We start from the raw sequence: 15,535 nt of genomic DNA, 5'->3' as shown, positions 1-15,535 counted from the left end.
CGAACAACCGTTAACGGAGATGCACTTGAACAATCACGCCGTGCTGATACGCCAACTCGGACTGGCCGACCGCGACGCCTACTTTGAACTTCGCCTGCGCGGACTGAAGGCGCATCCGGAATCATTCGGCCAAAGCTACGCGGACGCGCTGGCAAGAGGCGCGGCGCAACACGACGCCATGTTGGAAGGTTCGCGCGCGGCCGACGGTGATTTTCTGCTGGGCGCTTACGCATCGGCCGGCGCACCGCTCGTCGGCGTCGTCGGAATGCGGCGCAACCCGCGCGACAAGGAGCGGCACAAAGCCGCCGTGGTCGGCATGTACGTCGCGCCGGAAGCCGCTGGGCGTGGCGTTGGGCGCGCGTTACTCGACGAGTTGCTGGCGCGTGCGGCGCGAATAGAAGGTTTGCGGCAAGTCCAACTCATGGTCGGCAGCCGCAACGAGGCGGCGCGCAAGCTGTACGAGTCGCTCGGCTTTCGGAAATACGGATGCGAAGTCGACGCGCTGAATGTCGACGGCGTGTTTCACGACGCCGATTTGATGGCGCGGTTCATGTGAGCCGTCGCTGTCTCGAACCGGCGGCGCGTGATCTGACCTCCTCTTGCCCTAACAGACCGGCTACGGCTGACATCCAGGCCAGGGCGAACGGCCCGTCATGGACGGCCGATGCGGCCGCTGTTCTCGGCCCCGCAGTCGAGCGAGTTCGACCCGCCGGCTCACGATGTTACGAAAAAAGTTACAAACTCGGCCTGGTTTGTAACCAGGGCCGCGACGATCTGTTACATCTGTGATTTGTCCCCCACCTCCGAAAACGTGCGGTATTTATTACATCTCAGCAGATCGCCCTTCTGCTTTTTCTTTTCCAGGCGCGCTTAAATCGGCGAGATCGCCTCACACTTATCGTGTGCTCAGACGAAAGCTTACAAGTCCTGTTCTATAAGGGTTTTCAGGGACCAGACGAAGGCCGCCCCAGCCCAAAAATGTGCATAACGGCTTCTATTACGAGCCCGTGAAAAAATTACCTGAAATTGATGTATCTTTTTAGCGATATTTTTTCGAGAAGGGATTGATTTCTTGTTTTGCCCTTCATACAATTCGTCCCAAGCTGTTACGAAATGTAACGCGATGTATCAAAAAGTCGCCATCTGTATCAAGACATGTAGCCGGAGGTCATCGTTTCCGGCGAGGCATAAAAGAGAAAACGGCAAAAAGCCGGCATGGTAATTCGGGGCTTCGGAAACAGAGAAAATGGACCGTAGCAGCGAGACGCTGGATTCAATCCGCGAGATCAACTTGTCGTACATCATGCTTGCGCAGCGCATGTTGCGCGAGGACAAAGCAGTCGGGATGTTCCGGCTGGGACTGTCATCGGAACTGGCCGATCTGCTTGGCGGGCTGTCGCTCGCGCAGGTCGTCAAGCTGGCCGCTTCCGATCAACTTTTGTGCTTCTTCCGCTTCAACGACCACGCCATGTTGTCGGCGTTGACGCAAACCACGAAGCACGCAGCAGTTGCACCGACTCACGCGGCAATCCTGCTTGCGGGCCAGCCCGCCGAGCAGTTCGCTTAATCGAGGTGACTGCGATGCTCAAGCGTAGCCTGACGGAAGACGCACAAGAAGTATTCCGCGCCATCGCGCTGATCGAACTCGGCGCACGCATGCAGGTGCTGGAGAGCGAACTGACGCTCTCGCGCGACCGCATGATTCGCCTGTACCGCGAGGTCAAGGGCGTATCGCCGCCCAAGGGCATGCTGCCGTTTTCGGCGGACTGGTATATGACGTGGCTGGCGAACATCCACGCATCGTTGTTCTACAACACGTACCTGTTCCTGAAGAACGAAGCGCGTTGCTCGCATCTGGATGCGCTGACCAAGGGCTACCGGCTGTATCTCGAACACTGCAAGCACAGCGAAACCGAGCCGGTGCTGGATTTGACGCGCGCCTGGACGCTGGTGCGTTTCTTCGACGCCGACATTCTGCAGTTGACCAAATGCTGCCGTTGCACCGGCAAGTTCGTCGCGCACAAGCACGATTTGCAACACAACGTGGTATGCGGCGCGTGCCAGCCGCCGTCGCGCGCGGGCAAGACGAAGAAAGCCGCAGCGGCCCGCCAGGAAGCGCTCGATGCAGCGCAGATCGCGCAAGCCGCCTGAGCTGAACTGAATCGAGAAGGGCTGGTCCGCCCGACTCGAACCGAAGCCTGAGAAAAAAGTCCGCCGTTACGAGCGGACTTTTTTTGTCACTTCCACCGCCACAGCCACCGGCACCCCCGCGGCTACCACCTCAAGCCGCCCCGGCACCGCCTCAATCCACCAGCCCAATCGTCTGCACCACCAGCCACAAGTTCGCCGCGCTGATCGCCACGAACAGCATCCACGCCAGTAGCCGCGTCGGCAGCTTGTTGGCGAATTCGCCCATCAGCGAACGGTCGCTGGTCATGCGGATCAGCGGATAAAGCGCGAACGGCAATTGCAGGCTCAACACCACCTGGCTTGCGACCAGCAGTTTGCCGACCGCGCCGTTGCCCATCATCTGCACGCCGATCAGCGCGGGGATCAAGGCGAGCGCCCGCGTGATGAAGCGCCGTTGCCAGCACGGAATTTTCAGGTTCAGAAAGCCTTCCATGATGACCTGCCCGGCCACCGTACCCGTGAAGGTCGAGCTTTGTCCCGAGGCGAGCAAGGTGACGGCGAACAACACCGCCGCCAAACCGGTGCCGACGATCGGCGCGAGCAGTGTGTAAGCGTCTTCGATCTCGGTGACCTGATCGTGGCCGGTCGCATGAAACGCCGCCCCGGCGAGAATCAGGATCGCCATGTTGATCAGCAGCGCGAGCACCAGCGACACGATCGTATCGATGCGCGACATGCCGATCGCCGACCCGATGCTCGCGGCGTCGCGCTTCACCGCGCGCGTCTGCACGATCGACGAATGCAGGTAGAGGTTATGCGGCATCACGGTCGCGCCGAGAATGCCGATCGCGAGATACATCGGCTCGCGGCTGCTGAGCGCCTCCCACGACGGAATCAACCCTTGCGCGACCGACGGCCAGTGCGGCTGCACCAGCGCCAATTCGATGACGTACCCCACGCCGATGGTCGCGATCAGGCCGAGCATGATCGCTTCGAGGTCGCGGAAGTTCTTGCCCTTCAGGCCGAGCACGATCAGCGTATCGAACGCGGTCAGCAAGACGCCGGTGGTCAGCGAGCATTTGAACAGCAGATGGAAGGCGAGCGCGCCGCCGAGCACTTCGGCCAGATCGCAGGCCACGATCGACACCTCGGCGAGCAGCCATTGAACGCGCGCCACGCCCGGCGAATAACGCGCTCGCGACAACTGCGCAAGATCGCGCCCGGTGACGATGCCGAGGCGCATGCTCAGGCATTGCAGCACCATCGCCGCGAGGCTCGACAACATGACGACGAACAGCAGACTGTAGCCGTAGCGCGATCCGGCTTCGATATCGGTGGCCCAATTGCCCGGGTCCATGTAGCCGATCGAGATGAGCAGGCCGGGGCCGGCGAATTGCAGGATTTTTTTCCAGAAAGGCGCGCCTTGCGAGACGGCGACCGAGCCTTGCACCTCGGATGGGCAAAACGGCGCCGTTGCGGTAGTCGGGAGTTTGAACTGCAAGTCGGCAATCTCTTGAAGGGGGATAAACCGCGGCGCGTCATAAGGGGGATGGCCGCCGCGAACCGCCTCAAGTGTACAAAGAAACCTCCGGCAATGTCCCGCTCAGTGCATAACGGCCGACGTCGCGCACGCGATAGTCGAGCGGATCGTGCAGCGTATGCACGCGAGCGTTGCGCCAGAACCGGTCGAGCGCGAGCGGCGCGTGGGTGGCGCGGGCGCCGCAGGCGTCGAACAGTTTTTCGCTGACGTCGAGCGCGGCGCGATGCGCCAGGATTTTCGCCTCCGACGTGGCGAGCGCGACGTGCGCGCGGGCTTCCGCGGAAAGCGCCGGACCTTGTTGCCACGCGTCCTCGAGTGCATAAGCGGCGCGGGTCGCCAGCGCTTCCGCGCTCACCGCTTGCAGGCGCATTTCGCCGAATCGCTGGATCAGGTAAGGATCGTCGGTGGCCTTGTCGACGCCGGAGCTGATCCACGGCTTGCCATGCTGATTGACGTAGACGCGCGCTTCCTCGAGCGCACCTTGCGCGATGCCCACGAACAGATTGATCAACACCTGCTGCGAAACCAGCGTGCGCAAACTCGCATACGGCGTATCGGCGCGCACGAGCACTTCATGCGGCTCGACCCTGACCTGCGCAAAGGACACGCTGCCGCTGTCGGTCTGCCGCTGACCGATCGGATTCCAGTCTTCGTGGACGGCGATGCCCTCGCGCGTGGTCGGCACCACGGCGAACACCGGTTTGCCGCTGGCCGGATCGTGCGCGGAGACGGTCATCATCCGCGAGCCGCGCGTGCCCGAGCAAAAGCCCTTCTGGCCGTCGAGAAGAAAGCCGCCGTCGCCGCTCGCGCTCGCGACGAGCCGCGTGTCGAGCGGGTTGACCGCGTTGCCCCACCACCAGCGCCCTTCCACGGTGCCGCCCAGATAGCGTGCGCGTTGTTCGGGGTTGCCCCATACATTGACGCTGACCACCTGCAAGCAGGTAAAGCCCAACAGATGCGCCAGCGCACTATCGACCGCCGCGATCTTGCGAATCGTCTCGTAGAGGTCGGGCCAGCGCGCGCCGAGCCCGCCGAATTCGCGCGGCACGGCGAGCGTGAGCAGCCCCGCGTCCGCGATCCATTGTTTTTCCTGGGCTGCGTGGCCGCCGTCGCGATCGCGCTGCGCGGCGCTGGCGCGCAATGCGTCGAGCAAGCCGGCGAGATCGCGCACCACGGGCGCGGCGCACGCCTGCTGCGTTTGCAGCGCCTCGGGATGACGGGGTTCGTTCATGCAATGTCCACGTGAAAAGGTTTGACGAGGGACGCAAGCATCATAAGCGCGGTCCGGCCGTCACGCGCGCTGCGCCAACCGTCGCACGAAGCGGTCGCCGACGAACTGCACGGCCGTCACGATGACGATCAGCAATACGATCACCGTCACCATCACCGTGGTATCGAAACGCTGATAGCCGTAACGGATCGCCAGATCGCCGAGGCCGCCCGCGCCGACCGCGCCCGCCATTGCGGACGAGCCGATCATCGCCACCACCGTGATCGTGAAGCCGCCGAGAATGCCGGGAAGCGCTTCAGGCAGCAGCACGTGCCAGATGATGTGACGCCGTTGCGCGCCCATCGCCTGCGCGGCTTCAATCAAACCGCGGTCCACTTCGCGCAGGCTCACTTCGGCCACGCGCGCAAAAAACGGAATCGCCGCGATGCTGAGCGGCACGATCGCGGCCCATACGCCGATCGTCGTGCCGATCAGCAAGCGCGTCAACGGCAGCAGCGCGACCAGCAGAATGATGAACGGCGTGGAGCGGAACACGTTGACGAGCGCGCCGAGCGTGCTGTTCACCGCGCGCTTTTCGAAGATGCCGCCGCGTGTCGTGGTCACCAGCACCAGCGCCAGCGGAATGCCGGCCAACGCCGCGACGAACGCGGAGACGCCGACCATCACGACGGTGTCGCGAATCGCGTCCGCGAGTTCCGAGAGCCAGAGATCAGACATAGCCAAGCACCTCGACGTGATTGGCGTAGCCGCGCGCGCGCTCGACGAGCGTCGCGATCTGCTTTTGAATCGTGCCGTGCGCATTCGCGCGCACTTGCGCGGACACGACCAGACGCCCTTGCGCATGCCCCTGAATCCTGTCGATGCCGCCATGCACGAAGCTCACGCGCCCGCCTTCGACGCTCAGCGCCGAAGTCAGCCCGCCGAGATCCGGCTCGCGCGCATCGGCTCCGGTGAAACGCACGTCGAGCAGAATCCGCGCATCGGCGTGCGCGATGTCGTGCAAAGGCTTGATGCGTTCAGCGAGATCCGCGGGCAAGTCGTGCACCAGCGTGCGCAGCAAGGCGCGCGTCGCATCGTGCCGAGGATCGCCGAACACGCGCCACACCGGTCCGCTTTCCACCACTTCCCCGCGCTCGATCACGGCAACCGTATCGCAGACTTCGCGAATCACCTGCATTTCGTGCGTGATCAAAACGATGGTGAGGTCGAGCCGCCGATTGATATCGCGCAGCAACGCGAGAATCGCCTGCGTCGTTTCGGGATCGAGTGCGGACGTGGCTTCGTCGCAAAGCAGAATCTCAGGATCGGTGACGAGAGCCCGCGCGATGCCGACGCGCTGTTTCTGACCACCGGAGAGGCTCGCCGGATAAGCGTCGCGTTTGGCGGACAGGCCGACCAGTTCGAGCAGCGCGTCGACCTTGGTGTCGATCACCGCTTTCGGCGTGCCGGCGATTTTCAGCGGCAACGCAATGTTCTCGCGCACGGTTTTCGCGGAAAGCAGATTGAAGTGCTGAAACACCATGCCGATGCGCCGCCGCAATGTAACAAGGCCGCGTTCGTCGAGTTCGCCGACGCTCACGCCGTTCACGCGCACGCTGCCTGAACTCGGCTTCTCCAACCCGTTCACGAGCCGCAGCAGCGTCGACTTGCCCGCGCCGCTGCGGCCGATAATGCCGAACACTTCGCCGTGCGCCACGTTCAGCGTAACGTTCGAAAGCGCCGCGGTCGGCACGCCGCGTGCATGAGTGAAGGTCTTGCCTACGTCGTCGAATACGACGGCGGCTCGCGTCGCCTGAAGCGAACCAGGATTCGATGCGAGGGACGGCGTGTCTTCAATGAACTGCGGCACGTCGAATAGATTAGCCATTGCTTCGCTCCTCTCAGGCATTCACTGCGCTCGGCAGGTTGTGTCGCGCATGACGCCGATGCCTGGCGCCCGCATGCACGTCGGGCAGCCGCGCTCGGCCGGCGCCGAACAGCTTCTCGCGCAGCGTCGGCGCGGCATCGTAATCTTCCTTATAGACGCCGCGGTTCTGCAACTCCGGCACGACCAGATTCACGAAGTCCTCGAACGATTCCGGCATCACCGTGCGTGTCAGATTGAAACCGTCGACACCCGCTTCCTCGATCCACGACACCAGTTCGTCCGCGATCTGCTGCGGCGAGCCGACCACCGGTTTCGCGCGGCCGCCGAGCGTCATCTGTTCGAGTACCTTGCGCTTGGTCCACACGCCGCTCACGCTCTTCTTCGAAATGGCTTCGACGGCCGATTGCATCGACTCGGTCTTCACATACGAGATCGGCTCGTCCAGCTCGTATTGCGAGAAGTCGATGCCGGTCGAACTGGAGAAATGCGCGAGGCCGCCTTCGGCACTCGCATAACGCCGATACTCGTCGAACTTCTCCCGCGCCGCGCGTTCCGTTTCGCCGACGACAACCGTGATGCCCGCGAAAATTCTTATATCGTCCGCGGCACGCCCGAAGCTCACCGCGCGCGTGCGGATGTCGTCGACAATGGAGCGCGTGAGCGGCTTGTTCTGCCCGCCGACGAACACGCATTCCGCGTGGCGTGCCGCGAAATCGACACCCCGGCTCGACGAACCCGCCTGGTAAAGCACCGGCGTGCGTTGCGGCGACGGCTCGCTCAAATGAATGGCGTCGATCGAATAATACGGACCGTCATGCTTCACGCGATGCACCTTGTCGGGATGCGAGAAGATGCGCGCCGCGCGGTCGCGCACCACCGCATCGTCTTCCCAGCTTTGCTCCCACAGCTTGTAGACCACGTCCATGTAATCGTCGGCGCGATCGTAGCGGTCGTCGTGGCTGATCTGCTGCGCGAGCCCCATGCCGCGCGCCGCGCTGTCCAGATAGCCGGTGACGATGTTCCAGCCCACCCGGCCCCTGGTCAGATGATCGAGCGTCGACATGCGGCGTGCGAACAGATACGGCGGCTCGTAGGTCAGATTCGACGTGACGCCGAAACCGATATGCTGCGTCACGTGCGCCATCGCGGGGACGATCAGGGACGGATCGTTGATCGGAATCTGCACCGATTCGCGCAACGGCGTGTCCGGACCGCCTTGATAAACGTCGTAGACGCCGACGATATCCGCGAGAAAGATGCCGTCGAATTTGCCGCGCTCCAGTGTTTGCGCAAGACTCGTCCAATAGTCGAGATCCGTGTAATGCGCGGAGCGGTCGCGTGGATGCGTCCACAAGCCATGATTGATATGACCGACGGCATTCATGTTGAACGCGTTCAGCAGAATCTTTTTCTTCGCCATCGTGCGGCTCCTTTCTGTTCCGGCCACGCCTAACCGCTTTCGTTACCAGGCGACGGCGTAAAGCGTGCCGAAGGCTTTGTCGAGCGCGGCGCGCACGGCCGGCGAATGCTGATAGATCGCGATGAACTTGCGAATACGCGGATCGTTCGCGCTTTCCGGACGCACGACCCACTGGATCGCGTAGTTCTTGTTCTCCAGCCCGTCGAACAGCAGCGCGCTATTCGGATCGGTGGTGCCCGCGAGCTTGATGAAGCTCGGGTAGCCTTGCGCGAGGTCGACGTCGTCGAGCGAACGGGCCAGTTGCGACGCTTCGAGCTGCACGATCTTCAGGTGCTTCGGGTTGTCGATGATGTCGAGCGTCGTGGCGCGATAGTCGATACCCGGCGTCAGCTTGATGAGGCCGGCGCGTTGCAGCAACAACAGCCCGCGGCCGCCGTTGACCGGATCGTTGGCGATTGCGACCGTGGCGCCGTTCTTCAACTCGTCGAAGCGCTTGATCTTCTTCGAGTACAGGCCGATCTTCATGATCGTGCCCGGCGCGATCGCGACGAAGTTATAGCCGCCCTGCTTCTTCGCGTTCTCCAGAAACGGAATGTGCTGGAAGTAGTTGACGTCGATATCCTTGTTGGCGAGCGCCGCGTTCGGCGTATTCCAGTCGGTGAACTCGATGATCTTGACGTCGAGTCCCTGCTCCCTGGCTTCGCGCGCGGCGACTTTGAGCGCCTCGATCTGCGGGCTGGTGGCGGTGCCGATCTTCAGCGTGGGCACATCCGCCGCGAATGCCGACGTGGCGGACAACGCCAGCGCGAGACCGAATGCGCCGAAAAGCGTGCGAGCCGGCGCATTGAAAGAGCGCAGCAATGTGGATAGAGAAATGCGCATGGTGAACTCGTAAAGTCGTGACGTATCGGTTTTGAGGCGAGCCGGTCCAACGGCACGCGGCGACGCATGCCGGAGAACATCGGGCAACGGAAATCCGCGACGCGCGGCTTAGCCCGCGCGTGGCAGTGACAGGAAGCGCCAGTCGGTCAGCGCGAACAGCGGAAAGTCGGACAGGTCATCGCCTCTCTCCAGATGAGGTGCGGCCCATGATAGAGGCGGCGAAACCAGTGGTCTACGAAGGGATTTTCGGAAGGAAAGCGGGAAAAATGATTTGGCGGGGCGCAGTGAGGAATAGAACCGCTGAAAACCGCGCCGTCGCGCTGCTGCCCAAATAAAAACGCCGGGCCGCGCAACCGCGCGCCCCGGCGTTCACCACTAACAACTGATCTAAACACCTACCGCTTCGCTACCTGTTCCGTCACCGCCGGAGCAGAAGCAGAAGCAGCAGCAGAAGCAGCAACCGCACCCGAAGCCGGCGCAACCGACCCCACCGCGGCATCCGGCGCCTTCACGTCGCTCCATCCACCACCCAACGCGCGAATCAGATTAACCGTCGCCACCGCCTGCGTGCCCGACAAATGACTCGCCTGTAGTTGCGTTTGGAGCACCTGCCGCTCGCCGTCGATCACGTCCAGATAGCTGACCGCGCCCTCGGTGTACTGCGTGCGCGACAGATGCGCCGCGCGCTGCGATGCCTGCACCGCATTGTTCTGCTCGCGCATCTGATCGTCGAGCAAACGCAGATCGGCCAGGTTGTCCTCCACCTCGCGGAACGCCACCAGCACCTGTTGACGATATTGCGCGACGTCCTCGTCGTACTTCGAGCGAGCTTGCGCGAGGTTCGCCTTGCGGCGGCCGCCGTCGAACAGAGGCAAGGTCAGCGCCGTGCCGGCGAACGGCCCGAGAATGAACGCACGGCTCGACCACATGAACAGATCGCCCAAGGTCGCCGACTCATAACCGAATGCGCCCGTGATATCGAGCTTCGGGAAGAACGCCGACTTCGCGAGACCCACCCGCGCGTTCGCCGCCGCCATTGCCCGCTCCGCCGCCGAAATATCCGGCCGGCGTTCGAGCAGGGCCGAAGGCAAACCAGGCGGCACGCGCACCGTGACCGGCGCAAGCGGCGCTTCCGCGAACGAGAAATCCGCCGGCGGCTTGCCGAGCAGAATCGCGAGGCTATGCTCGGACGCCGCCCGCTGACGCGCCACGCCCACCGCATCGGCGCGCGCGCTCGCCAGTTCATTGCGGGCGCGCGACACGTCCAGTTCGCTGATATCGCCTTCCTTGAAACGCCGTTCGACCAGCTTCAGCGTGTCCTCGCGCAGCGCCACGGTGCGGCGGTACAGATCCTGATCCGTGTCGAGTTCGCGCAGTTGAAAATAGTTCTGCGCGACGTCGGCCTGCAACGACAACTGCACTGAACGGAACAGCGCTTCGCTTTGCTGCTCGTCCGCTTGCGACGCGTTCACGTTGGAACCGACGCGCCCGAACAGATCGGCTTCGTACGACGCGCCCACCTGCGCGCGCCAGATCGTGCCCGTCGTACCGCCCGCGCTGGCCGGCTGGAATTGCGAGGCCGCCGAAACGCGCTCACGCGTCGGGCCGAAGCCCGCGTCGAGCTTCGGGAACCAGTCCGAGCGCGCCGCCCGCGTCACCGCGCGCGCCTGTTGCACGCGCGCCGCCGCCGCCTTCAGATCCTGATTCGCGGCGGCCGCCTGCTCTTCCAGCGCGTTCAACTGCGGGTCGCCGAAAATCGTCCACCATTGGCCGCGATGCGCGTCGTCAGCGGGCTGGGCCTGCTTCCACGTGCCCGTGTCCTGTGCGGAAGCGGCAGGCGTTTCCTTGAACGCGGCCGGCGTATCCACCTCCGCCCGCTTATACGTGGGCTCCACCGAGCAGGCGGCGAGCAGCGCGACCAGCAAACCGCTGGTAGCCGCCCGCCCCCACCCGCCCAAAGATTCAAAACGTTTCATTATTGTTTTCTCCTCAAGCGTCCGTCACCGGCGCGCCATAGTGCGGCGCATCCTTCTGCGCGACGTGAATCGTTCCGCCGGCCAGCGTGCGCAGCACCACATAGAACACAGGGGTCAGCATCAAGCCGAACAGCGTCACGCCGAGCATGCCGAAGAACACCGCGATACCCATCGCGTGACGCATTTCCGAACCGGCTCCGCTCGACAGCACCAACGGCACCACACCCATGATGAACGCGATCGACGTCATCAGAATCGGGCGCAGACGCAAGCGGCTCGCCTCGATCGCCGCCGAGAGCGGCGTATGTCCGTCATGCTCCAGTTCGCGTGCGAACTCGACGATCAGAATCGCGTTCTTCGCGGACAAGCCCACCAGCACCATCAAACCGATCTGCGTGAAGATGTTGTTGTCGCCCTGCGTGAGCCACACGCCGGTCAGCGCGGACAGCACGCTCATCGGCACGATCAGGATCACCGCGAGCGGCAGCGTCAGGCTTTCATACAGCGCGGCGAGCACGAGGAACACGAGCAGCACGCTGATCGGGAACACCCACAGGCCCGCATTGCCGGCGAGAATCTGCTGATACGTCAGGTCGGTCCATTCGAGCTTCACGCCATGCGGCAGGACTTGCGCCGCGACGCGTTCGGCCGCCGCTTGCGCCTGGCCCGACGAGAAGCCCGGCGCGGGTCCGCCGTTGATGTCGGCCGCCGTATAGCCGTTGTAACGCACCACCATTTCCGGACCATACGTCGGCGTCACCGCCACCAGCGACGACAACGGCACCATGTCGCCCGCCGTGTTACGCGTCTTCAGTTGCAGGATGTCGTCGGCGCGTTGACGGAACGGCGCGTCCGCCTGCACCCGCACCTGATACACGCGGCCAAAGCGGTTGAAGTCGTTCACATACAGCGAGCCCAGATAGATCTGCATCGTGTTGAACACGTCCGTGACCGGCACGCCGAGTTGCTTGGCCTTCACGCGATCCAGGTCGACGTTCAATTGCGGCACGTTGATCTGATAGCTGGAGAAGGTCGGGCCGAGCTCAGGCGTTTGCGCCGCCTTCTTCACGAAGGCCTCCGCGGCCTTGTTCAACTCCGCGTAACCGAGCGCGCCGTGGTCCTCCAACTGCATCTTGAAGCCGCCGAGCGTACCGAGACCGAGCACCGGCGGCGGCGGGAACACCGCCACGAACGAGTCCTTGATCGCGCCATATTGCTGGTTCAACGCGCCGGCAATCGCACCGGCCGAGAGCTTCTTGTCGCCACGCTCCTTGAAGGGCTTGAGCGTCACGAACACGATGCCCGCGCTCGAACTATTGGTAAAGCCGTTCACCGACAAACCAGGGAACGCCACCGCGCTTTCCACGCCGGGTTGCTTCAGCGCGATAGCACTCATGTCGCGGATCACTTTTTCCGTGCGATCCAGCGATGCGCCGTTCGGCAATTGCGCAAAGGCGATCAGGTACTCCTTGTCCTGCGCCGGCACGAAACCGCCCGGCACGACGCGCGAGACCAGCACCGTCAGGCCCACCAGGACCGCGTAGACCGCGAGCATGGCGCCCTTGCGGCGCAGCACGCCGGTCACGCCGCGGCCATAGGCCGTCGAGCCGCGATGAAAGACCTTGTTGAAGCGCTTGAAGAAGCCGCCCAGCAAGCGATTCATCACACGCGTGAGGACATCTTCCTTCGCGCCGTGGCTACGCAGCAGCATCGCGGAGAGCGCCGGCGACAACGTGAGCGAATTGAATGCCGAGATCACCGTCGAGATCGCAATGGTCATCGCGAACTGCTTGTAGAACTGGCCCGTCAAGCCGGTCATGAAGGCGAGCGGCACGAACACGGCGACCAGCGTCAGCGCAATGGCGATAATCGGCCCGCTCACTTCCTGCATCGCCTTGTATGTCGCGTCGCGCGCACTCAGCCCGTTTTCGATGTTCCGCTCGACGTTCTCCACCACCACGATCGCGTCGTCCACCACGATCCCGATGGCGAGCACCATGCCGAACAACGACAACGCGTTGATCGAGAAGCCGAATGCGAGCAGCAGGGAAAACGTGCCCACGATCGAGACCGGCACCGCGATCAACGGAATGATCGACGCACGCCACGTTTGCAGGAACACGATCACGACGATCACCACGAGCGCGATGGCTTCGAGCAGCGTATGCACGACCGCCTCGATGCTCGAACGCACGAACTGCGTCGGGTCGTAGACGATCTTGTATTCGACGCCCGCCGGCATGTCTTCCGCGAGTTCCTTCATCGCGGAGCGCACTTCATCGGAAATCGCGAGCGAGTTCGCGCCCGGCGCCTGGTTGATGGCGAGCGCCACCGCCGGCTTGTTGTCGAGCAGCGAACGCAGACCGTATTCGGAAGCCGCAAGCTCGACGCGCGCGATGTCGCGCAGGTACGTCACGCCGCCATCCGGCGCGGTCTTGACGATGATGTCGCCGAATTCGCCCTCGGTCTTCAGGCGGCCGCGCGCATTCACCGACAACTGCAACTGCGTGCCCGGCACCGAAGGCGATGCGCCGATCACACCGGCCGCCACCTGAACGTTCTGCTCACGGATCGCATTGACCACTTCGGTCGCCGTCAAACCACGCTGCGCGACTTTCTGCGGATCGAGCCACACGCGCATCGCGTAGTCGCCCGAACCCCACAACTGCACCTGGCCCACGCCCTGAATCCGCGCCAACCGATCCTTGACGTTGAGCAGCGCGTAGTTGCGCAGATACGTCATGTCGTAGCGATTGTTCGGCGAGATCAGGTGGACCACCATCGTCAGCGTCGGCGAACTCTTGATGGTCGTGATGCCGAGGCGTTGCACGTCTTCCGGCAGACGCGGCAGCGCCTGATTGACGCGGTTCTGCACCAGTTGCGTCGCGAGGTCGGGATTCGTGCCGAGCTTGAAGGTGACCGTGAGCGTGAGATTGCCGTCGCTATTCGCTTGCGACTGCATGTACAGCATGTTCTCGACACCGTTGATCTGCTCTTCGAGCGGCGCGGCGACGGCCTCCGCGATCACTTTCGGATTCGCACCCGGATACTGCGCGTGCACCACCACCGACGGCGGCACCACTTCCGGGTACTCCGAGATCGGCAGCTTGAAGAGCGCGATGATGCCGCCCAGCAGAATCAATACCGACAGCACGCCGGCAAAGATCGGCCGATCGATGAAGAATTTGGATATGTTCATGGGAAGCTCTTAACGTTGGAGCACGCGCCGCGCGTGTCTAGCCGCGGCGCGCGAGGCTCACGAATTCTTGTCCGCCTTGGCGCGCGCCTGCGCGAGCGGCGCGCTGTTCGGGTCCTGATCGGTCGTCATCGGCACCATGTGCGCGCGCACCGAATCGCCCGGACGCACCCGCTGAACGCCGTTCACCACGATGCGATCGCCGGCCTTCAGGCCGCCCTTGACGACGCGCAGGTTGCCCTGCATGCCGCCCACCGCGATCTCGCGATACACGACGTGATTGCCCTGGTCGACCACCAGCACGAACTTCTTGTCCTGATCGGTGCCCACCGCGGCATCGTCGATCAGCAGGGCCGGATGCGGCTCGCTGCCGCCGACCTTCACGCGTGCATAGAGACCCGGAATCAACGCACCGTCCTGGTTGTCGAAACGCGCGCGCACCCGGATCGTGCCCGACGACGTGTCGAGCCGGTTGTCCACCGACTCGATCGTGCCGCTGCGCGAATAGCCGCTTTCGTCCGCGAGACCGAGTTCCACCGGCACTTTGCCGCCGTCTTTCGCGCGGCTCAGGTATTGCAGGTAGGTTTGTTCGTCCGCGTCGAACGATGCGTAGATCGGCGACACCGACACGAGCGTGGTGAGCGGCGTGGAGCTCGCGCCCGCCGACACCACGTTGCCCACCGTGATTTCCGCGCGCGACACGCGGCCCGACACCGGCGCCACGATCTTCGTGTAGCCGAGATTGATGCGGGCGGTTTCGAGCGCGGCTTGCGCGGCCTTCAGATTGGCGCTCGCCTCGCGCGCGGCGTTCTGCTTCTCGTCGTAATCACGCTTGGCGATCGCGTTGTCGGCGATCAGGCGCTGCGCGCGCTCCCAGTCGCTTTGCGTGTAACCGGTGCGCGCCTGCGCGGCCGCAAGCTGCGCGGCCGCGCGATCGACTTCCGCCGCGTAGGGGCGCGGGTCGATCACGAACAGCGTGTCGCCTTTCTTCACGAGCGCGCCGTCCTTGAAGTTGACGGACACGATCGTGCCCGGCACCTGCGAACGCACGTCCACCTTTTCGACGGCTTCGAGGCGGCCCGAATAGGTCTGCCAGTCGGTAATCGTCTTTTGCACCACGGTGGCGACATCGACTTCCGGCACGATCGTCGGCGCGGCCGGCGAACTGGCGTCGACACGAATCGCGCCGAACGTGCCCAGCCCGGCCAGCACGACCACGACAAGCGCGGCAACCGCCACGCGGCGGCGGGAAAGAGGAAGGATAGTCATGAAAAGCTCCCGGTATCGTTGATT

12 protein-coding genes are annotated in these 15,535 nt (G+C 63.5%); 3 read left to right on the top strand and 9 right to left on the bottom strand.

Annotated features, from left to right (window positions below; translation table 11 throughout):
- The first annotated feature begins 19 nt into the window (after nucleotides 1-19).
- From ACTJLC_RS21745 to flhC, 3 genes are all read left to right on the top strand, one after another.
- Nucleotides 20-556 (top strand): GNAT family N-acetyltransferase, encoded by a 537-nt coding sequence (locus ACTJLC_RS21745; RefSeq protein ID WP_310129394.1) that lies wholly within the window; start codon nucleotides 20-22, stop codon nucleotides 554-556.
- Between the two features lie 690 nt (nucleotides 557-1,246).
- On the top strand, nucleotides 1,247-1,567 hold the full coding sequence (gene flhD, locus ACTJLC_RS21740; protein WP_073430147.1) for a flagellar transcriptional regulator FlhD: 321 nt from the start codon (nucleotides 1,247-1,249) through the stop codon (nucleotides 1,565-1,567).
- Between the two features lie 14 nt (nucleotides 1,568-1,581).
- A complete protein-coding gene (flhC, locus tag ACTJLC_RS21735) occupies nucleotides 1,582-2,151 on the top strand; it encodes a flagellar transcriptional regulator FlhC (RefSeq protein WP_073430148.1) in 570 nt (189 codons plus the stop codon).
- A gap of 151 nt (nucleotides 2,152-2,302) precedes the next feature.
- Here the strand turns inward: flhC and ACTJLC_RS21730 are convergent, their stop codons facing one another.
- From ACTJLC_RS21730 to ACTJLC_RS21690, 9 genes are all read right to left on the bottom strand, one after another.
- Complete coding sequence (locus ACTJLC_RS21730; RefSeq protein WP_083082465.1) at nucleotides 2,303-3,631, bottom strand: Nramp family divalent metal transporter; 1,329 nt, start codon at nucleotides 3,629-3,631, stop codon at nucleotides 2,303-2,305.
- 67 nt (nucleotides 3,632-3,698) lie between these two features.
- Nucleotides 3,699-4,901: an acyl-CoA dehydrogenase family protein gene (locus ACTJLC_RS21725; RefSeq protein WP_310129397.1), complete on the bottom strand. Its 1,203-nt coding sequence runs from the start codon at nucleotides 4,899-4,901 to the stop codon at nucleotides 3,699-3,701.
- Nucleotides 4,902-4,961: 60 nt separating this feature from the next.
- On the bottom strand, nucleotides 4,962-5,618 hold the full coding sequence (locus tag ACTJLC_RS21720; protein WP_073430151.1) for a methionine ABC transporter permease: 657 nt from the start codon (nucleotides 5,616-5,618) through the stop codon (nucleotides 4,962-4,964).
- On the bottom strand, nucleotides 5,611-6,768 hold the full coding sequence (locus ACTJLC_RS21715) for a methionine ABC transporter ATP-binding protein (RefSeq protein ID WP_310129400.1): 1,158 nt from the start codon (nucleotides 6,766-6,768) through the stop codon (nucleotides 5,611-5,613). Before ACTJLC_RS21715 ends, ACTJLC_RS21720 begins: the two co-directional genes overlap by 8 nt.
- Before the next feature lie 13 nt (nucleotides 6,769-6,781).
- Complete coding sequence (locus tag ACTJLC_RS21710) at nucleotides 6,782-8,188, bottom strand: LLM class flavin-dependent oxidoreductase (protein ID WP_440845079.1); 1,407 nt, start codon at nucleotides 8,186-8,188, stop codon at nucleotides 6,782-6,784.
- 42 nt (nucleotides 8,189-8,230) lie between these two features.
- A complete protein-coding gene (locus ACTJLC_RS21705; RefSeq protein WP_073430154.1) occupies nucleotides 8,231-9,070 on the bottom strand; it encodes a MetQ/NlpA family ABC transporter substrate-binding protein in 840 nt (279 codons plus the stop codon).
- A gap of 395 nt (nucleotides 9,071-9,465) precedes the next feature.
- Nucleotides 9,466-11,046, bottom strand: coding sequence for an efflux transporter outer membrane subunit (locus ACTJLC_RS21700; RefSeq protein WP_073430155.1), 1,581 nt, complete (start codon nucleotides 11,044-11,046; stop codon nucleotides 9,466-9,468).
- A gap of 13 nt (nucleotides 11,047-11,059) precedes the next feature.
- Nucleotides 11,060-14,245 carry an efflux RND transporter permease subunit gene (locus ACTJLC_RS21695; protein ID WP_073430156.1) on the bottom strand — a complete coding sequence of 1,062 codons (3,186 nt, stop codon included), beginning with the start codon at nucleotides 14,243-14,245 and terminating at the stop codon, nucleotides 11,060-11,062.
- Between the two features lie 57 nt (nucleotides 14,246-14,302).
- Nucleotides 14,303-15,511, bottom strand: coding sequence for an efflux RND transporter periplasmic adaptor subunit (locus tag ACTJLC_RS21690; RefSeq protein WP_073430157.1), 1,209 nt, complete (start codon nucleotides 15,509-15,511; stop codon nucleotides 14,303-14,305).
- Between the last annotated feature and the right edge of the window lie 24 nt (nucleotides 15,512-15,535).

Source organism: Paraburkholderia sp. 22099, assembly GCF_052045835.1.
GTDB classification, from domain to species: domain Bacteria; phylum Pseudomonadota; class Gammaproteobacteria; order Burkholderiales; family Burkholderiaceae; genus Paraburkholderia; species Paraburkholderia terricola.
This window is presented reverse-complemented; position numbering and strand designations above follow the sequence as displayed.